The sequence below is a fragment of the Methylobacterium sp. SyP6R genome, assembly GCF_019216885.1.
Taxonomy (GTDB): Bacteria; Pseudomonadota; Alphaproteobacteria; order Rhizobiales; family Beijerinckiaceae; genus Methylobacterium.
Window position 1 is genome coordinate 3728089 of the sequence record NZ_JAAQRC020000001.1, and the last position, 18957, is coordinate 3747045.

The window sequence follows — 18957 nt, forward strand, 5'->3', positions numbered from 1 at the left end:
TATATGTCATAGCATGCAAGATCGTTCGTCCGCCGCGGATCACGGCGGCGCGCGACTCAGACATCCTTCGGAAACAATCGCAGCGCGGGCTCAGCCGCGGCTCAGCAGATGAGCGAGCAAAGCCCGCAGCTGGGCGGGCTTGAGCGGCTTGTGCACCAGCTCGCAGCGCGCCGCCCGCACCCGGGCCTCGACCTCGGAGGAATGGTCGGCGGTGGTGATGACCGCCGGGATGTCGTGGCCGTGGACGGAGCGCAGCCATTCCACGGTGTCGAGGCCGCAGGCGCCGCCGTCGAGGTGGAAATCGGCGACGACCACGTCCGGGCTCCAGGTCGTCCCGAGCAGCCGCACCAGGCTCAGGTGGTCGCGGGCCGCGAAGGCGTTGGCGTCCCAGCCGTGGAAGAGCCGCGCCAGCGCCTCCAACGCCGCCTTGTCGTTCTCGATCAGCGCGATGCGGGCGCCGGTGAGGCTCGTCGGCGGCACCAGCGAGGGGGCGGGCCGGGGGGGCTCGGCCGCGCAGGGCGTGAGGTGCAGGCTGAAGCGCGAACCGTGGCCGACCCGGGATTCGAGGCTCAAGGGATGCCCGAGCGCCTGGGCCGAGCGCCGGACGATCGACAGGCCGAGGCCGAGCGCGATCTCGCCGTCGACGCTCTCGCGCCCGCCGCGATGGAACTCCTCGAAGATCAGTTCCCGCTCGTCCTCCGGGATGCCGGAGCCGGAATCGACCACGTCGATCCGGATCTCGGGCCCGCGCCGGCGGGCCGCCACCAGCACGCCGCCGGCGGCGGTGTAGCGGATCGCGTTCGAGACCAGGTTCTGCAGGATGCGCTGGAGCAGCACGAGGTCGCTCGACACCCAGTACCGGCCGCCGCGCACCGACAGGCGCAGGCCCTTGCGGGCGGCGAGCGGCCCGAAGCTCGCCTCGATGCTCTCCAGCACGTCGGCGACCCGCACCGGGCGCACCACCGGCTGGATCAGCCCGGCATCGAGCTTCGAGATGTCGAGGAGCGTCTTGATCAGGTCTTCGATCGTCTGCAACCCGCGCTCGACCTGGCCGACGACGATGCGGGGCTCCGGCCCCATCCGCATCTCGGCCAGCGCCGAGATCGACAGCCGGGCGGCGTTGAGGGGCTGGAGCAGGTCGTGGCTCGCGGCGGCGAGGAAGCGGGTCTTCGAGCGGTTGGCCCGCTCCGCCTCCTCCTTGGCGGCGGTGAGCGCCTGGTTCGAGCGCTCGAGGCTGCGCATCAGCGCCGTCAGTTCCTCGGTGCGGGAGCGGACCTGGCCCTCGAGGGTGATGGCGGTCTGGAACAGGGAATAGGCGCTGCCGCGCTGGTCCATCGTGCGCTCGACCTGGGACATCAGGGCGGCGTTGATGCGCTCCAGCTTGGCGATGCGGCGGTGGAGGGCCGCGACGTCCTCGGTCATGACGCCCGACTTGCCCCCGATTCGTCCCTGCTCACGGGCCGGCGGGCCGGCCGATGGCGATGCCCGTGAAGGTCTGGTTCAGGTGCATCGAGCGGTATTGCTCGCCATAGGTCTCGAAGCCGACGACGTTGTAGTGCCGGTACAGCTCGGCGATGCTGTGGCGGGCCTGGTGGATCTCGGCGTCGAGGCGGCGCAGCACGCATTCGAAGCCGATCACCAGATCGACGCCGCCGAGCCGCGCATCGAGCCGGGCCAGCTCCTCCCGGGTCGCCTCGACCAGGTCCTTCTGGCGCGCCAGAGTCAGCACCACGCCGCTCTCGATGGCGCAGTGGAAGCTCAGCGACTGGTCCGGGTTGAGGTGGCGGATCGAGCGGCAGAAATAGTCGCCGCCGACCCGCACCACCAGCGGATGGGCGGCGAAGCTCGTCGGCGTGAGCGCGTCGGGATCGAGGCCGAGCGCATTGGCGTACTCGACCGCCGCCGGCTCGGCGTTGAGCTCGCGCACGGTGCGCTGCTCCTGGTCGGTCTCGGTGACGACGAACTTGACGCCGGTCGGCTCGAAATTGTCGTTCTTGAAGATCTCGACCGGGAAATCGGACTCGATCAGCAGCAGGATCGCGGCCCGGCGATGCACCTGCCCGTCATGGATCAGCGCCGTCTCGGAGAAGGTCAGCTCGTCCCCGGCCGAGCCGCCGACGAGGGGCACCCCGTCGAGCCCGTAGCCGATCGCGGCGATCACCGTCTCCTCGGCATTGGCGAGGCCGTCGATGAGCGAGATCGCGAAACGCTGCCCGCCGCGGCCGATCTTCTCCATGGCGCAGCGCAAGCCGCGGATCGAGGCCGCGGCCCGCTCGGCGTCGAGGTTGTCGACCGCCTCCAGCACCGTCGAGGCGATGCGGAAGCCCTCGTGCGGGAAGGCGATGGCCACGAGGCCGCGGTCGAGCCCGGCCATCGGGCTGATCTCGCCCGAGGAGGTACAGCCGGCGACCCGCACCCCCGGAAAGGCGCGGGCGAGCGCGGCGTTCAGCGCCTCGACTCCGTAGACCGGCGAGAAGAAGATGACGAGATGGGCGATGCGGGCGACGTCGAGGGAGGCGGCGAGCGCCGCCACGGCGGCCTCGGCCCCGGCCGCCTCGGTCCAGGCAGTCTGGATCCCGCAGCGATGCGAGCGCGTGCGCGTGCCTTGCGCCGAGTGTCCCCGCACCGAAATCTCCCTCCCGACACGCCGATTTCCGTAGCGGCATTGGCCTGCATTATGCGGCGGCGGCGAGCGACTGGCAACGGCTCCCGGACGCCCCCCCGCAACGGGGCCCGGATCGGGGAAAACGGGTGCGCAGGCGCGGCCGGTGCGGCGGCCGCGCCTGCGCTGGGGGGCGGACGGGCGATCGCCCCCGCGATCAGCGGCCGCGCCGCCCCACGCGACGCCGCCGCCAGATGCCACGCTCCGCTCCCACCCACTCCGCGGTTGAGGAGGTCCTTCGTCCGCCGAGGTCACACGACGATAGGACCGGCTTGGCGCCAGCCACCATTGGACCAATGTGCAGGGCCGGGCCGGTCGCCGCGGCTCCATACCAAAGCATGGTGGCTGCTGAGGGAGCCGCATGGTAATTTTTACCTCGACTTAAGGGTGCGGCGGTTTTGCTGTGCCCGATCTACCAGCGTGCGCCGCGCGGCCCTTGCGCCGCGGCTGCGTGCCTGCGAGAGGATGATCCGCTGCGATGGTGGGATTGACCAGTTCGGCCCCCGGGGTGTCTCTTCCACGGCCGGACGGGGCGCCGACGCCCGTCGCCGAGGGGTCGGACATGCACCTGATCATCGTGGACGATCATCCGCTGTTCCGCGATGCCCTGAGCAGCGCGGTGCGCCTCGCCTTCCCGGCCGCCGAGGTCGAGGAGGCGGACGGCATCGAGAGCGCCTGCGCGGCCCTGTCCCGCGGCCGCTCGATCGACCTGACCCTGCTCGACCTCACCATGCAGGGCGTCAACGGTTTCGACGGGCTGATCGCCATCCGCACCCGCTTCCCGCGCATCCCGGTGCTGGTGGTCTCGGGGCTCGACGATCCACGCATCGTGCGCGAGGCGCTCGCCCACGGCGCCGCCGGCTTCGTGCCGAAGGCCGCCGGCAAGCCGGTGCTGATCCGCGCCATCACCGACGTGCTCAACGGCGCGGTCTTCGTGCCCGAGGGCGTGTCGGGCCCGGCCGAGGCCCCCGGCCGCAAGGCCGGCAAGGCGCCGATCGCCGAGCGCATCGCCGAGCTGACCCCGCAGCAGGTCCGGGTGCTGCTGATGATCCGCCAGGGCAAGCTCAACAAGCAGATCGCCCACGAGCTCGGCGTCGGTGATTCGACCGTGAAGGCGCACGTCTCGGAGATCCTGCGCAAGCTCGGGGTCATCAGCCGGACCCAGATCGTGATCGAGACCGCGAATTTGGATTACGATCACATCCTGGCGGGTTTGCCATCGAGCTGAGCGGGTCCCGTTCGAGGCGGAGTGCTCTTCGGCAGCGCCGTGTCCGGTCACGGGGCGCCGGCTCGATTGCTTGACGTCATCCCGCCCGCACTCTCATCCCGAGATTGCGGTCGGGCCAAGGGCAACCGCGAGACGATCGGCCGGCCGGCAGGGCTGGCATCGAGCGTGTCTCCCGGCGGCGGCGCGCAGGTCCGCCGCAGAGAAGACGCCCGATGTCCACCCCCTTCGACGGCCCTGGCGCGCGCCCAAGACCAATTCAGGACGCCGATGCGGCGTGTCAGTTCATGACCAACCGGCGCCGCGCCGCCGCTCCTTCAGGCCTGCGACGAAAGTCTAATTTCCGAGCGGCACCCTCGACCCGTCGCCGCATTGGCAGCTCTCGACGTTTCCTTTACCCGAAAGTCGAAGGAAGCCGCCGAAGCAAGTCGTGAGCCCGGCGGCGGAGCCGGGAGGAAACCCTCATGACTGCCGTCCGGAAGCACGGACCCTGGGCCCTCGTGGGCGCGCTCGGGGCCGCCGCCCTCGCCGTGGTGGCGACGCAGCGCGGCGAGAGCATCAACGCCCTCTGGATCGTCGTCGCGGCGGTCTCGGTCTACCTGATCGCCTACCGCTACTACTCGCTCTACATCGCCGACCGCATCATGCGGCTCGACCCGACCCGCCAGACCCCGGCGGTCCGCCACAATGACGGGCTCGATTACGTCCCGACCGACAAATACGTGCTGTTCGGCCACCATTTCGCGGCGATCGCGGGCGCCGGCCCGCTCGTCGGCCCGGTGCTCGCCGCGCAGATGGGCTACCTGCCGGGCCTGCTCTGGATCCTCGCCGGCGTGGTGCTCGCCGGCGCCGTGCAGGACTTCATGGTGCTGTTCGTCTCGATGCGCCGCGACGGCCGCTCGCTCGGCGAGCTGATCCGCGCCGAGCTCGGCACGATTCCCGGCATCGTCGCCTTGTTCGGCGCCTTCCTGATCATGGTCATCATCCTGGCGGTGCTGGCGCTCATCGTCGTCAAGGCGCTGGCCGAGAGCCCCTGGGGCACCTTCACGGTGATGGCGACGATCCCGATCGCGCTGCTGATGGGCGTCTATTCGCGCTGGATCCGCCCGGGCCGCATCGGCGAGGTCTCGATCCTCGGCTTCGTGCTGCTGATGGCGGCGATCCTCTACGGCCAGACCGTCGCCGCCGACCCGACGCTCGCGGCCATGTTCACCTTCACCGGCACGCAGCTCTGCTGGATGCTGATCGGGTACGGCTTCGTCGCCTCGATCCTGCCGGTCTGGCTGCTGCTCGCGCCGCGCGACTACCTCTCGACCTTCCTCAAGATCGGCACCATCGTCGGCCTGGCGCTCGGCATCCTGGTGCTGGCGCCCCATCTCCAGATGCCCGCGGTGACGAAGTTCGTCGACGGCACCGGCCCGGTCTGGTCGGGCTCGCTGTTCCCGTTCCTGTTCATCACCATCGCCTGCGGCGCGGTCTCAGGGTTCCACAGCCTGATCTCGTCGGGCACGACGCCGAAGCTGATCGACAACGAGGTCAATGCCCGCTTCATCGGCTATGGCGGCATGCTGATGGAGTCCTTCGTCGCCGTGATGGCGCTCGTCGCCGCCACCGTCATCGATCCGGGCGTGTACTTCACCATGAACTCGCCCGGCGCCGTGATCGGCACCACGCCCGAGAGCGCCTCGGCGGCGGTCACCGCCATGGGCTTCCCGATCTCACCTGAGACCATCAAGCAGACCGCCGCGGATGTCGGCGAGCACAGCGTGATCTCGCGGGCCGGCGGCGCGCCGACGCTCGCGGTCGGCATGGCCCACATCATCTCGAACGTCGTCGGCGGCAAGGCGATGATGGCGTTCTGGTACCACTTCGCCATCCTGTTCGAGGCCCTGTTCATCCTCACGGCGGTCGATGCGGGGACCCGGGCCGGACGCTTCATGCTCCAGGACCTGATCGGCGTCGCGGTGCCGGCCTTCAAGGACACCTCGTCCTGGGGGCCGAGCATCGTGGCGACGGGTCTGTGCGTCGCGGCCTGGGGCTTCTTCCTGTACCAGGGCGTCACCGATCCGCTGGGCGGCGTGAACACCCTGTGGCCGCTCTTCGGCATCTCGAACCAGATGCTGGCGGCGATCGCGCTGACGCTCTGCACCGTGGTGATCTTCAAGATGAAGCGGGAGCGCTACGCCCTCGTCACCATCGTGCCGACGCTCTGGCTCGTCGCCTGCACGCTCACCGCCGGCCTCCAGAAGGTCTTCTCCGCCGATCCGCGGGTGGGCTTCCTGGCCCATGCCGAGCGCTACGCGACCGCGCTCGCCGAGGGCAAGGTGCTGGCCCCGGCCAAGACCGCCGACCAGATGCGCCAGATCGTCCTCAACGACCGCATCGACGCGGTGCTGGCGCTGGTCTTCGTCGGCGTCGTGGTGGCGATCATCGCCTTCGGCGTGCAGGCCTGCCTCAAGGCCTACCGGGCCGACCGGTGGACCGCCGTCGAGGCGGATCCGCGGATCGTGCCGGCGGCGGCGGAGTAAAGCCGATGGATGCCGAGACCTTGCGGGAGCGCTGGACGACCCTGACGCGCTGCGTCTGCGACGGCGCGCGGCTGATGGTCGGCCAGGGCAACTACGACACCTACGTCGCCCATATCCGCAAGACCCACCCCGACCAGCAGCCGATGACCCCGACCGAGTTCTTCCGCGAGCGCCAGAACGCCCGGTTCGGCGTCGGCGGCCGCGGCGGCTTCCGCTGCTGCTGAATCTGCTTGCCCGCGCAAGGGTCTTAACCTTGCGCGGGCAAAACAACACGCAATGCCGGATCCGGTTCCGGCCAAGACGAATTTCGTTCACGAGTCTTTCAGGATACACCCGTAACGCTTGCGGCGGGATGATGGCGACACTCTCGCAAGTCGCCGCTGCCCCGACACGATCGGGTAAAGCCCGCCTTAACTAGGGCTGATCCGGCAGCATGGCCGCGGCGCGCAATCGGCACGGCTTGGCCGGACGGGGCGGTGCTACAGATGAGGCCCCTCATCGACACCCGCCGTGACACCCGTGGCCTCCCTGACGCTCCCCATCGCCGCCCCGTCCGCCCGCCCGGCCCTGCCGGCCCTGCTCGGCGACCAGCCGCTGCGCGGCATCGTGCTGGTGGTGGTCTCCACCGTCTTCCTGTCCAGCTCCGATGCCACCGCCAAGTACCTCACCGGGCAGCTCTCCGGGATCGAGGTGGCGTGGCTGCGCTATGTCGGGTTCCTGGCGGTGATGCTGGCCGCCGCCCTGGTGCGGGCGCAGATGAAGCGCGGCGCCTCGCCGTTCCGCAGCGCCCGGCCGGGCCTGCAGGTGGTGCGCGGCATCGCCCTCGTCGCCTCGTCGCTGCTGTTCCTCGCGGGCCTGCGCGTCCTGCCGGTGGCCGAGACCACGGCGATCGCCTTCGTGTCGCCGATCTTCGTCACCGCCCTGTCGATCCCGGTGCTCGGCGAGAAGGTCGGCGCCCGGCGCTGGGCCGCGGCCTTCGTCGGGCTCCTCGGCGTCCTCATCATCGTGCGGCCGGGTACCGGCGCGTTCCAGACCGCGGCCCTGCTCCCCATCGTCTCGGCCCTCTTCTGGGCCGGCGCCCTGGTGGTGACCCGCAAGATCAACGGCTACGACGCGCCCCAGACCACCATGACCTGGTCGGCCATCGTCGGCTTCCTGATCCTGTCGGTCCTCGTGCCCTTCGTCTGGGAGACCCCGAACCTCAACCAGGTCGCGATCGGCGCCGCCATCGGCTTCATCTCGACCGCCGGGCACTGGATCGTCACCATCGCCTACCGGCACGCCCCGGCCTCGACCCTGGTGCCGTTCTCCTACAGCCAGATCATCTGGGCCGGCCTCCTCGGCTTCCTGTTCTTCGGCACCGTGCCGGACGCCGTGATGGGGCTCGGCGTCCTGGTGATCTGCGGCAGCGGCCTCTACACCGCCCATCGCGAGCGCATGCGCCGCGTCCCGGCCCCGACCGGGGTGCTGCCGGCGGGTGGGGTGCGCTGAGGGGTCTGCTCCCATCGTGCGCTCGGACCCTTCATCGTGACAGCGGGCGGCCGACGCAAGTCGACCGTCCGTTTTCGTTTTGGAATAAGTCTCGGGCAGGGGCGACATGGTCCTGCCTTGACCCAGGGGCAAAACGGCAGGATCATGTCCTCAAGAGCCCGTTTTGCTTGCCTCGACGGCATCGACACCCTCCTCGTCATTCCGGGGCCGCGCAGCGGAGCCCGGAATCCAGACACTCAGGTGCTTCAGGAGAAGACAGAACGATCTCCGCTCGATTCTGAATCATTCGTGTTTCTGGATTCCGGGCTCCGCTTCGCGGCCCCGGAATGACGCGGAGGGTGTCAAGACTGTCGAGGAAGTCGAAGAGACTCGGAGACGATCGCTGTATCTTTGAAGGGAGGACGCCATGCCCAGGTTTGTCGTGTTGCTAGCGACAGGGCTCAGTGCCGCCATTCTCTACAACGTCGCCCGGGCCGTGCTCGAAGGCACCTTGGATCCGGTCGTCGTTCCGCTCGTTGCCGGATTGGTGGCGTGGTCATCCATCATCGTCGCGATCACGCTGCCCCTCGCGGAGCGGCGTCTTTCGGTCGGTACGCGGCTGGACTGGAAAATCAGCGCCCAGATCAGCTTGGTCCTGGCCCTTCTCGACGGTGCGCGGCTCTGGCGCCTGCCGGGCGGATATCACCCGTTCATCCTCGCCGCCGTCCTGGCAATTCCCGTCATGGCGCTGACCACCATCACCTCTGCTGCCCTGTTCACCCGTGCGGAGCGCGACGCCTGGAGGAAGCGAGCACGCCGACAGGCCTCGGCAGCGTCGGACGATCCGCCTGCCTGATCCACCCCACCCTTCCAACGCGCCCCCAACCCCCGTAAGGACACGCCTCCCCGTCGCCCCGGAATCGCGGAGTCGTCATGTCCAGCATCACCCAGCGCATCGCCACCGAACTCGGCGCGCAGGAATGGCAGGTCAAGGCGGCGGTGGACCTGCTCGACGGCGGGTCGACGGTGCCGTTCATCGCCCGCTACCGCAAGGAAGTGACGGGCACCCTCGACGACGCGCAGCTGCGCAATCTGGAGGAGCGCCTGCGCTACCTGCGCGAGCTGGAAGCGCGCCGCGCCGCGATCCTCGAGAGCGTGCAGTCGCAGGGCAAGCTCGACGATGCCTTGCGGGGGCAGTTCCTCGCCGCCGACACCAAGGCCCGGCTCGAGGACCTCTACCTGCCGTTCAAGCCGAAGCGCCGGACCAAGGCGCAGATCGCCCGCGAGGCGGGCCTCGCACCGCTCGCCGAGGCTTTGCTCTCGCGCCCCGATCAGGTGCCGCTTCAGGCAGCCTCCGCCTTCGTCGACGAAGCCAAGGGCGTGGCGACCCCGGAGGCGGCGCTGGAGGGCGCCCGCGCCATCCTGGTCGAGCGGTTCTCCGAGAATGCCGAGTTGCTCGGGCACCTGCGCGAGGCGTTCTGGACCCGCGGCAAGCTCGTGTCCAAGGTCCGCGAGGGCAAGGCGCAGGAAGGCGCCAAGTTCTCGGACTATTTCGACTTCTCCGAGCCCCTGACCCGCCTCCCCTCGCATCGGGTCCTCGCGCTCTTCCGGGCTGAGAAGGAAGAGGTGCTGGACCTGCGCCTCGACGAGGCACCCGAGGGCGTCGACGCGCAGAGCCTCTACGATGGCCGCATCGCCCTCTCCGCCGGCATCCAGGATCGCGGCCGGCCCGGCGACCGCTGGCTGATGGAGGCGGTGCGCTGGGCCTGGCGCACCAAGCTCAGGCTCTCGATCGAGCTCGACCTGCGCGCGCGCCTCTGGGACGCGGCGGAAACGGAAGGCGTCCGGGTCTTTGCCGGCAACCTGCGCGACCTGCTGCTCGCCGCGCCCGCCGGCGCGCGCCCGACGCTGGGCCTCGATCCCGGCTACCGCACCGGCGTGAAGGTCGCGGTGGTGGATGCCACCGGCAAGGTGGTGGCGACCGACACGATCTACCCGCACGAGCCTCGCCGCGACTGGACCGGCTCGCTGATGACGCTGGCCAGGCTCTGCCGAGCCCATGGAGTGGAACTCGTCGCCATCGGCAACGGCACCGCCTCGCGGGAGACCGACAAGCTCGCCGCCGAGCTGATCGCCAAGCAGCCGGACTTGAAGCTCACCAAGGTGATGGTGTCGGAGGCCGGCGCCTCGGTCTACTCGGCCTCCGCCTATGCCAGCGCGGAACTGCCGGGGCTCGACGTGTCCTTGCGCGGCGCGGTCTCGATCGCCCGGCGTCTCCAGGATCCGCTGGCGGAACTGGTGAAGATCGAGCCGAAGGCGATCGGCGTCGGCCAGTACCAGCACGATCTGGCGGAAGGAAAGCTGTCGCGCTCGCTGGACGCGGTGGTGGAGGATTGCGTGAACGGCGTCGGGGTCGACGTGAACACCGCGTCGGGCCCGCTGCTCGCCCGGGTCTCGGGTCTCAGCGAGCGGGTGGCGCAGAACATCGTCAGCCACCGCGACAGCAACGGGCCGTTCCGCAGCCGCTCGGGGCTGAAGAAGGTCGCGGGGCTGGGCCCCAAGGCGTTCGAATTGTCGGCGGGCTTCCTGCGGATCCAGAACGGCGACGACCCGCTCGACGCCTCCGGCGTGCATCCGGAGGCCTATCCGGTGGTACGCCGCATCCTCCAGGCGACGAAGAGCGACATCAAGGCGGTGATCGGCAACGGCGCGGTGCTCAAGGGCCTGAATCCAAGGACTTTCACCGACGAGACCTTCGGGCTGCCGACCGTCACCGACATCATCGCCGAGCTGGAAAAGCCCGGCCGCGACCCACGCCCGACCTTCAGGACCGCGACCTTCCAGGAGGGCGTCGAAAAGATCGGCGACCTCAAGCCCGGCATGGTGCTGGAGGGTGTGGTGACCAACGTCGCGGCCTTCGGCGCCTTCGTGGATATCGGCGTCCACCAGGACGGGCTCGTCCACATCTCGGCCCTGTCCAAGACCTTCGTGAAGGACCCCCGCGCGGTGGTGAAGCCCGGCGACGTGGTGCGGGCCAAGGTGCTGGAGGTGGATGTGCCGCGCAAGCGCATCTCGCTGACCTTGCGCCTCGACGACGAGGTCGGCGCCCGCCCGGCCCGGGAGCAGGGCGGCCAGCACCGCGACGCGCCCCGCCGCGACGCCCCGCGTCCGCAACCCCGCCGCGAGGAGCCGGCGGGGGGCGGGGCGCTGGCGGATGCGTTGCGCAAGGCGGGGCTCGATCGCGGGTCGCGGCGCTGACCGCCGGGAGGCCGGCGGGCGCCCGGATGCAGGAAGGCTTCCCGTAACCGTATCGAGGCAATGGCTGGAACGGAACAGCAGAGCTTCGAGTTGGGGGCCGCTGATCCGGGAGCCCTCCTTGAGACGACCCGTCCTCGCCCTGCTCGGGCTGCTGCTCGCGGCCTGCCCGCACCCGATCCTGGCGCAGGACGTCCAGGACGACCCCGCGGCGTCCGTCGTCGAGGGGAGCGAGGCCCCGACCGGGCCCGGCGAGCGATCCGCCATCCCCAAGACCCTGCGCGCCTCCGGGTCGAGGGCCGGCGGGCCTGCCAACGACCTCAATCCCGGCGGCCGCCCCGAGGAGCCGGCCCCTCCCAAGGGCGACCTCGGCGGGGTCGTCGCCGGCAAGGCGCTGTTCCACGGCAATTACTGCGGCAAGGGGCAACGCGGCGAGGGCCTGGCCCCGATCGACGACCTCGACGCCGCCTGCATGCGCCACGACGCCTGCTACGATGCGGCGGGGTACAGCTCGTGCGCCTGCGATGCGGCGCTGAAGCGCGAGGCGTCGGTGGTCGCGGACAGCGGGAGCGCCTCGCTGGAGGTGCGTCGCAGGGCCCTCAGCGTGATCGAGGCCACCGGGGCGATGGAGTGCCGCGCGCCCTGAATGCCGGCCGGTGCACATATCCTTGCGGAATGCATCCCGACCGACCGTCCACCGCCCTCGGACGGCTCGCCAAGCCGCCCGGGTGACGCCATCATGGTGATGTCATCATGAGCCCGCCTGCCACCCGCCCGTCCGTCGCGACGGGCCGCTCGATCCGACCGGCTTCCCCCTTGCACGCAACTCCCTCATCGCAGGTCCGCGTCGAGACGACGGCCCCTCCGCTCCCTCCGGCGCCGCGGGCGGCGCGCTGGATCCCGCACGCGATCCTGGCCGCGGGCCTGATCGCGACGGCGTTCAGCACAGCCCTGATCTGGCGGGCGGCGGAGGTCCGCGACCACCTGACCTTCCTGCACGCCACCGACATCGAATTGCGCACGGTCGAGGACCAGTTCCGGACCTACACCGCGCTCCTGCGCGGCGGAGCCGGCCTGTTCGCCGCCAACGACGACACCGTCACGCTGGCGCAGTTCCGGGCCTACGTGCAGCGGATCGAGTTCCAGACCCTGTATCCGGGCTTCCTCGGCATCGGCTTCACGCCGGCCATTCCGGCCGCGGAGCGCGAGCGTTTCGCCGCGAAGGCGGAGGCCCTGGGCGTGCCGGGCTTTCGCGTGCGCCCGCCGAGCGACTATCCCACGCTCAGCCCGATCCTGTTCGCCGAGCCGCCGAACCCGCGCAACCAGGCCGCCATCGGCTACGACGTGATGTCCGATCCGGTCCGGCGCGACATGGTCGAGCGCGCCCGCGACACCGGCCTGCCGGCGGCCTCGGCGCGGATCCAGCTCGTGCAGGAGATCGACGCGAACAAGCAGGCCGGCTTCCTGGTCGCCATGCCGGTCTATGCCGGCGGCACCGTGCCCGCCGAGCTCGACGAGCGGCGGCGGCGCTACCTGGGCTTCGTCTTCGGGGCCTTCCGGGCCGACGACCTGTTCAACAGCATCGTGGCGGCCGAGGCCGAGGAGGATGCCGCCTTCGCCATCTATGACGGCGCGCCGGGCGCGGCGACGCTGCTGCACCGCTCCAGGCAGAATCCCGGTACGGTGGCCGGCCGGCTGACCCGCGAGGCGACGATCGAATTGGGCGGCCGCACCTGGACCGTGGTGTTCGAGCAGCGCGTCTCCCCGCGGCGCGCCTCGGCGCTGCCGGAGATCGCCCTCATCTGCGGCGGCGGCCTCCTCGCCACAGCGCTGCTGGGCTTCGCCGCGTTCCGGCAGCGCCGCACGCAGGACGAGATTCGCCGCCTCAACGCCTCGCTGGAAGCCCGGGTCGAGGATCGGACGCGGGACCTGCGCGAGGCGGCCGAGAGCCTGAGGCAGGCCGGCGAGGACCGCGCGCGCATGGAAGAAGTCTTGCGCCAGTCGCAGAAGATGGAGGCGGTGGGCCAGCTCACCGGCGGGCTCGCCCACGACTTCAACAACCTGCTCGCCGGCATCTCCGGCGCGCTGGAGCTGATCGAGACCCGCATCGGCCAGGGCCGCTCCAAGGACGTCGCGAAGTACATCGCCGCCGCGCAAGGCGCCTCGAAGCGGGCCGCGGCGCTGACCCACCGCCTCCTCGCCTTCTCGCGCCGCCAGACCCTGGCGCCCAAGGCCGTCGACGTGAACCGGCTGGTGGACGGGATGCTCGACCTGATCCAGCGCACCGTCGGCCCCGGCATCGACCTGCGGCACCGGGGGGCGGACGACCTCTGGCCCGCGCTCGTCGATCCCTCGCAGCTCGAGAATTCGCTCCTGAACCTCTGCATCAACGCCAGGGATGCGATGCCGGAAGGCGGCCGGATCGTCATCGAGACGGAGAACCGCTGGATCGACCGTCGGCAGGCCGAGGCGCAGGACATGCCGGAGGGGCAGTACCTGTCGCTCTGCGTGACCGATACCGGCACCGGCATGCCGCCGGAGATCGTCGCCAGGGCCTTCGACCCGTTCTTCACGACGAAGCCGATGGGTGCGGGCACGGGCTTAGGCCTGTCGATGATCTACGGCTTCGCCAAGCAATCCGGCGGGCAGGTGCGGATCACCTCCGAGGTCGGCGCCGGCACGAATGTGTGCCTCTACCTGCCGCGGCACCGGGGCGAGGCCGACCGGGACGGGCCCGATCCCGGGAAGCGTCCCCTGCCCCAGGCCGAGGCGGGCGAGACCGTGCTGATCGTCGATGACGAGCCGACCGTGCGCATGCTCGTAGCCGACGTGCTGAACGACCTCGGCTATACCGCGATCGAGGCCGCGGACGGTGCGGGGGGCTTAAGGGTGCTCCAGTCGGATGCGCGGGTGGACCTGCTGGTGACGGATGTCGGCCTGCCCGGCGGCATGAACGGGCGCCAGATGGCCGATGCCGCCCGGGTCGACCGGCCTGACCTGAAGGTCCTGTTCATCACCGGCTTCGCGGAGGCCGCCCTGTTCGGCGACGGCCGGCTCGAATCCGGCATGGCCGTCCTGACCAAGCCGTTCGCGGTCGATGCCCTGGCCGCGCGCATCCGGGAGATGATCGCGCCTTGAGAGTTTGCTTGACTTGCCAAGGCAGCATCGTGACGAATTGTTCTATCCCATACGCGACCTCATCCTGAGGTGTTATACGCTTTCCGATTGATCGCTTCGCGATGCGGAAAGCGGCTTCGCTCAGGCGCCGCGCGGGCTGATGATACGAAATCCGGAAGTGATCTTCCGGATTTCGTATTAGTCGATTGAAAATCGACTGACCTCGAAGGAGGGCTCCAGAAACCACTACGATCCCTGGAAGCCTCCTTCGAGGTCAGTCCATCTTCGATGGACTGACACCTCAGGATGAGGTCGCGTATGGGAATGAGCATCCCAACCAAACAGGCTCCAACACACCCGGTCGCGGGGCAAGGCGTCATCCCGCCTCGCAGCGCCGGATCATGACAGCCGCTACTTCCCCGCCTCGCTCACCGTGGTGAACGTGCCCTCGAAGCGGCCGCGCTGGGTATCGGCCGCGCAGGCGACGGTGGAGCGGCCCGGCGCGGCTTGCGGGAAGCGGCAGGAGCCGACGGTCATCAGGGTGTCGCGGGTGATGCCGCCATCCTGGCCCTTCACCGTGAGGATCACGGCGCTCACCGGCTGGAGCGCGTCGACGCCGACCTCCTCCTGGCGGTCCTGCGGCATGCCGGTGCCGCTGAAGCTGACCGTCGTGCCGTCGCTCGAGGTGAAGTCGAACGAGGTGCGCCGGCCCTGGACCGTGTTGACGATGCTCTCGCCGCAGGTCGGGCTGACGTCCTTGCCGGCAATGACCAGCTTCTCGCAGGCGCCCTTGAGCACGTTGCGGGTCATGGGCTGCGCGTGGACCTCGGCGGTGCAGGACAGGCCGAGGAGCACGAGGATGGTGAGAAGGCGTGTGAGCATGGCGGGAATGTAGGAAGCCCCGGCCGCAATCCCACCATGGATTTTAGTGGAGAGCGGCCGCGATCGCGTCGGCCGCCCGCTCGCCCTCCGCGAAGGCGCCGCCCGCGGTGCCCCATTGCTCCCGCGACAGGGCCTCGCCGGCAAACCAGATCCGCTCGGCCACCGCGTCCTTCAGGAGGTCGCGGGCGCCCGTATGGCCCGGCGGCACGACCGCCCAGGAACCGCGCGACCAGGGATCGTGGCGCCACTCGGTCACCGCCGGCACGGCAAGGTCGCGCAACAAGCCGCGCCCGACCTGCTCGGCCAGGGTCTCGCGCACCAGCCGGCGCGCGCCGTCGGCCCCGGCGCGGGCCGCGTCGAGGCGGGCGGCCAGCGCCACGTCGAGCTCGAAATAGTGGAACGGCGTCCCGTCGACCCGCGTCAGCAGGCCCGGCGGCTGGAGCCGGCCGCCGATCAGGCTCGCCAGCCGGTCGCGGCCGCGGAACGGCGAGGACGGCCAGTGCAGCACCACGTGCTCGTAGATGCCGGTGCGGAATCCGTCGATCGCCGCGCGCACCGGGCCCGGCAGGTCGGGGGCGAAGCGCAAGGCCGGGGCCGGCTCCTGCAACACCATCATCGGGGCGGTGATCAGCGCCGCCCGCGCCCGCAGGGTCCCGCGCGCCCCGAGATCGAGCCGCACCCCCTCCCCGGCCCAGTCGAGGGCCGTGACCGGGGTCGAGAGCGCCACCGGCAACCCGGCTGCGAGGCGGGCGAGATAGGCGCCGTAGCCGCCGGCGATGAAGAAGTTGTCGCCGTATTCCATGCTCGGGAAGTCGTGCAGGCTGATCTCGGTCAGCGGCCGGCCCGAGACGAGGCCGTGCACCAGAGACACCCGCTTGCCCCAGGGCCCGAGGCCCGGCGGCAGGGCCTCGGCGGCGGGCCGGTCCTCGGGCCCCAAGCGCGCGCCGTCGGTCATCGCCCGGTCGGCGACGGACCAGGCGCGACCGAAGGCGAGTTCCTCCGCCGGACGGCCCGGACGACGCCCGATCCAGAGATGGCTCTCCTGTGCGGCCCGCCGCAGCGGCTCGCCCCGTTCGAAACCGAGGGCCACCAGGGGGTTGATCGGCCCGGCATGGAGCCAGTGGGCGCCGAGATCGACCGGATGACCGCGCAACGGCGTGGTGACGGTGCGGCCGCCGAGCCGCGGGCGGGCCTCCAGCACGGCGACCGTCAGGCCGCGGGCGAGGAGCCGGCGCGCCGCGCCGATCCCGGCGGCCCCGGCGCCGATCACCGCGACGTCCGGCTCGGCGGGCAGGGCCGCCAGGGGCGGGACGGAAGTGGGGCTCAGATGCTCGTGGGCTGCGCGCGGCATGCGGGTCGTCACCCCTTGTTCGCTTCGATTCCGGCCGCCGCCGCGATCCCGTCGAGCCAGCGGGTCAGCCGCCCGAGGCTCGTCGCCGGGACGGGGCAGCCGGCCTGGCTGCGGATGTAGAGCGCGAGGCTGGAACGGCCCTCCCCGCGGCCGACGATCTCGACCGTGATCGTATCGGGGCAGCGCAATAGAGCGGTGCGGGCGACGTAGCGGTCCTGCTCGCCCCACCGGTCGGTGAAGACGAGCGCGGTGCGCGGCTGGCGCTCGGCCACCGCCCGGACGATCTCGCGCAGGCGCGCGCCCGCCACGAAAAAGTCCGGCGGCACCGCGTCGGCCCTGGCGAGCGGGCAGATATCGGCCGCGCAGGCCAGCGCATCGCTCCGGGACGGCACGCGGCGCAAAGACGCGAAATCGACCGGGCCGAGATCGGGCGGGCCGAACAGGGCGATCCAGACCTCCTCGATGCCGCCGGGCTCCTCGCCGCGGGCGACCGCCACCGCCACCGCGGCCAGGGCCGCGGCGATGAGGGCGAGCAGGAAGAGTGCGGCGATACGCCCGGTCACGGTTCAGCCTCTCGCAGGCCCGGATGCGAGGCGCCAGACCCGGTAGGGCGTGTCCGGCACCGGGACCGGCTCCAGCCCGGGCGGGGCGATCTCTCCGCGCCCGAGACGATCCGCCACGCTCAGGCCCTCGCCCGGCTTCGCGGGGAGTGAGCAGGCCACGATGTAGTCCGCCCCCATCCGCGCGGCGACCGTGGCCAGGGCGTTCTCGTCCCGGAACGCCTCGATCGAGGCGGCCAGCCCCGGCAGCGCCCGGTGGTAGGGGGCCGCCACCACGGAATGGTGGCTGTGCAGGAGCAGGCTCGGCCCGAGATCGATCTCGGCGAGGACCAGGCCCGGCGGCAGGGCGTCGAGGGCGGCAATCGCCCGGCGGTCGCTGCAGCTGCGCCAGGCGGCGTGCTCGGTCTCGAAGGCCTTGCCGTTGCCCGCCAGCACCTGCGGCGCCGTGGCGAGGAGGAGCCAGACCTTGCCGCACAGGGACAGGCTGAGCGCCAGGGCGGCGATGCGGCGGCGCGTCGTCGCCTCGGGGGCGCGCAGGAGCGCGACGGCGCGGTCGAGGACCGGCCCGGCCACCAGGGGCACGAAGGCACCGGCGACGTAGAGTCCGCGGAACTGCGCGGCGCCCAGGGCCGCGCCGAGCCAGAGCATTCCGGCAGTCCCGGCCATCAGGCGGCGTTGGGCGGGGTCCCGCCCGTGCCAGGCCCACAGGCTCGCCGTCACGGCGCCGATCAGCACCGGCAGGTGGCCGGCGAGGGCCGCGTCGGGCGCGATCCGGGCGAGCTGCCAGACCGGGAGCATCTCGCGCACCTTCACCAGCCAGTCCTGACGCACGAGATCGGGCATGCCGGTGAACGGCCCGGCGGCACAGGCCGGGAACAGGACGAGGAAACCCCCGACCGCGACGGCGCCGCCGGCGGCGAGCAGCCCGAGCCGCACGCCCCGGCCGCCGGGTCCCGGCCCGTCCGGCACGAGAGTCGCCGCCGCCGCGGTGACGGCCGCCGCCGCCCCGAGCCAGAGCCAGGGTGGCGAGAGCGCGTCGCAGGCGGTCGCGGTCCAGAGGGACGGGGCGGTCTGGGCGAGGAAGAGGACAGGGGCGAGAAGGCCGAGGGCGAGGCCGAAGCCGCGGAAGGGCGGCAGGGCGGCGCGCCCGTCGCGCAGCCACGCGCCGGCGAGGACGAGGCCGGCACCGGCGATGAAGGGCAGCCCTTCGAGCCCGACCGCGAGCGAGAATGCCGCGAGCGCGCCGGCGAACGCCCCGTCCCGCATCGTCGGGGCCTGCCGGGCAAGCAGCAGGACGAGGGGCAGGATCGCGCAGATCTGGACGTTGTGGTGGTCGATCCGCCCCGGGGCGAACAGGCTGGTGACGAAGACGGCCTGCGTCCCGGCAAAGATCGCGAAGGCCGCCGCGCGCCAGCCGAAGGCGGCCCACACGCCCCGGTAGAGGATCGTGGCGTAGAGGAGCAGCAGCAGCAGCGGCCACGACGCCGCGGCGATCCCCTCCGCCCGGACCGGACCGGCGACGGCGCGGGCCAGGAGGACCAGGCCGGCGATCGGCGCATCGACGAAGCGCGACCAGTGCATCGGTGGCGCGCCGGCATGGCGATGCTGGACGAGGTCGAACCAGGACTGGCCGGCGAGGAAATCGCGCACCTCCACGAGCCGCATCGCGTCGTCGGTGTCCGGCAGGCGCAGGTCGCGCAAGGCGGCGACGAGGTCGGACCAGGAGGCCACGCCGACGAACCCGGCCAGCACGATGAGCCAGACGACCCACGGGCGCTCGAAGGGTGAACGCTGCACCGCCTCCGATCCGGACCGGGCCTGCGGGAGCGGAGCGGCGACCATGGCGGGATCCTGCGGGCCGAAAGGCGGGGCACCGACCGCTTCGCACGATCGCCCTTACCCCCCGG

The 18957-nt window shown here is 71.2% G+C and carries 14 protein-coding genes; 8 read left to right on the top strand and 6 right to left on the bottom strand.

Annotation, left to right across the window (positions count from 1 at the left end; translation table 11 throughout):
- Positions 1 to 90 precede the first annotated feature (90 nt).
- Positions 91 to 1422 (bottom strand): ATP-binding response regulator, encoded by a 1332-nt coding sequence (locus HBB12_RS17265; RefSeq protein ID WP_236990474.1) that lies wholly within the window; start codon positions 1420 to 1422, stop codon positions 91 to 93.
- 31 nt (positions 1423 to 1453) lie between these two features.
- Positions 1454 to 2626 carry an FIST N-terminal domain-containing protein gene (locus HBB12_RS17270; protein WP_236990475.1) on the bottom strand — a complete coding sequence of 391 codons (1173 nt, stop codon included), beginning with the start codon at positions 2624 to 2626 and terminating at the stop codon, positions 1454 to 1456.
- Between the two features lie 514 nt (positions 2627 to 3140).
- Here HBB12_RS17270 and HBB12_RS17275 point away from each other — a divergent pair.
- The 8 genes from HBB12_RS17275 (at position 3141) to HBB12_RS17310 (ending at position 14278) form a co-directional block, all read left to right on the top strand.
- Positions 3141 to 3890, top strand: coding sequence for a response regulator (locus tag HBB12_RS17275; RefSeq protein ID WP_442919286.1), 750 nt, complete (start codon positions 3141 to 3143; stop codon positions 3888 to 3890).
- Between the two features lie 461 nt (positions 3891 to 4351).
- On the top strand, positions 4352 to 6415 hold the full coding sequence (locus HBB12_RS17280; RefSeq protein WP_236990477.1) for a carbon starvation CstA family protein: 2064 nt from the start codon (positions 4352 to 4354) through the stop codon (positions 6413 to 6415).
- 5 nt (positions 6416 to 6420) lie between these two features.
- Entirely contained in the window at positions 6421 to 6639 is a 219-nt protein-coding gene (locus HBB12_RS17285) for a YbdD/YjiX family protein (protein ID WP_236990478.1), read from the top strand.
- 286 nt (positions 6640 to 6925) lie between these two features.
- A complete protein-coding gene (locus HBB12_RS17290; RefSeq protein ID WP_442919287.1) occupies positions 6926 to 7906 on the top strand; it encodes a DMT family transporter in 981 nt (326 codons plus the stop codon).
- 406 nt (positions 7907 to 8312) lie between these two features.
- Entirely contained in the window at positions 8313 to 8741 is a 429-nt protein-coding gene (locus HBB12_RS17295; RefSeq protein WP_236990479.1) for a hypothetical protein, read from the top strand.
- A 77-nt stretch (positions 8742 to 8818) separates the two neighbouring features.
- Entirely contained in the window at positions 8819 to 11143 is a 2325-nt protein-coding gene (locus HBB12_RS17300) for a Tex family protein (RefSeq protein ID WP_236990480.1), read from the top strand.
- 175 nt (positions 11144 to 11318) lie between these two features.
- The gene (locus tag HBB12_RS17305; protein WP_442919367.1) at positions 11319 to 11786 is read left to right on the top strand and encodes a phospholipase A2 family protein; all 468 of its coding nucleotides are present in this window, start codon (positions 11319 to 11321) and stop codon (positions 11784 to 11786) included.
- A 107-nt stretch (positions 11787 to 11893) separates the two neighbouring features.
- Entirely contained in the window at positions 11894 to 14278 is a 2385-nt protein-coding gene (locus HBB12_RS17310; RefSeq protein WP_236990482.1) for a CHASE domain-containing protein, read from the top strand.
- Between the two features lie 390 nt (positions 14279 to 14668).
- Here the strand turns inward: HBB12_RS17310 and HBB12_RS17315 are convergent, their stop codons facing one another.
- The 4 genes from HBB12_RS17315 to HBB12_RS17330 are packed head-to-tail and all read right to left on the bottom strand — an operon-like array spanning position 14669 to position 18892.
- Complete coding sequence (locus HBB12_RS17315) at positions 14669 to 15139, bottom strand: hypothetical protein (protein ID WP_236990483.1); 471 nt, start codon at positions 15137 to 15139, stop codon at positions 14669 to 14671.
- A 43-nt stretch (positions 15140 to 15182) separates the two neighbouring features.
- Positions 15183 to 16490 carry a flavin monoamine oxidase family protein gene (locus HBB12_RS17320; protein ID WP_236990484.1) on the bottom strand — a complete coding sequence of 436 codons (1308 nt, stop codon included), beginning with the start codon at positions 16488 to 16490 and terminating at the stop codon, positions 15183 to 15185.
- An 8-nt stretch (positions 16491 to 16498) separates the two neighbouring features.
- Positions 16499 to 17053, bottom strand: coding sequence for a hypothetical protein (locus tag HBB12_RS17325; RefSeq protein WP_236990485.1), 555 nt, complete (start codon positions 17051 to 17053; stop codon positions 16499 to 16501).
- A gap of 3 nt (positions 17054 to 17056) precedes the next feature.
- Entirely contained in the window at positions 17057 to 18892 is a 1836-nt protein-coding gene (locus HBB12_RS17330) for a hypothetical protein (RefSeq protein ID WP_236990486.1), read from the bottom strand.
- Between the last annotated feature and the right edge of the window lie 65 nt (positions 18893 to 18957).

Excerpts from the sequence above, each read along its gene's own strand:
- HBB12_RS17300 (WP_236990480.1), top strand. The coding sequence starts at position 8,819 with ATGTCCAGCATCACCCAGCGCATCGCCACCGAACTCGGCGCGCAGGAA.
- HBB12_RS17310 (WP_236990482.1), top strand. The coding sequence starts at position 11,894 with ATGAGCCCGCCTGCCACCCGCCCGTCCGTCGCGACGGGCCGCTCGATC.
- HBB12_RS17330 (WP_236990486.1), bottom strand. The coding sequence starts at position 18,892 with ATGGTCGCCGCTCCGCTCCCGCAGGCCCGGTCCGGATCGGAGGCGGTG.
- HBB12_RS17320 (WP_236990484.1), bottom strand. The coding sequence starts at position 16,490 with ATGCCGCGCGCAGCCCACGAGCATCTGAGCCCCACTTCCGTCCCGCCC.
- HBB12_RS17285 (WP_236990478.1), top strand. The coding sequence starts at position 6,421 with ATGGATGCCGAGACCTTGCGGGAGCGCTGGACGACCCTGACGCGCTGC.
- HBB12_RS17315 (WP_236990483.1), bottom strand. The coding sequence starts at position 15,139 with ATGCTCACACGCCTTCTCACCATCCTCGTGCTCCTCGGCCTGTCCTGC.
- HBB12_RS17265 (WP_236990474.1), bottom strand. The coding sequence starts at position 1,422 with ATGACCGAGGACGTCGCGGCCCTCCACCGCCGCATCGCCAAGCTGGAG.
- HBB12_RS17275 (WP_442919286.1), top strand. The coding sequence starts at position 3,141 with ATGGTGGGATTGACCAGTTCGGCCCCCGGGGTGTCTCTTCCACGGCCG.
- HBB12_RS17280 (WP_236990477.1), top strand. The coding sequence starts at position 4,352 with ATGACTGCCGTCCGGAAGCACGGACCCTGGGCCCTCGTGGGCGCGCTC.
- HBB12_RS17295 (WP_236990479.1), top strand. The coding sequence starts at position 8,313 with ATGCCCAGGTTTGTCGTGTTGCTAGCGACAGGGCTCAGTGCCGCCATT.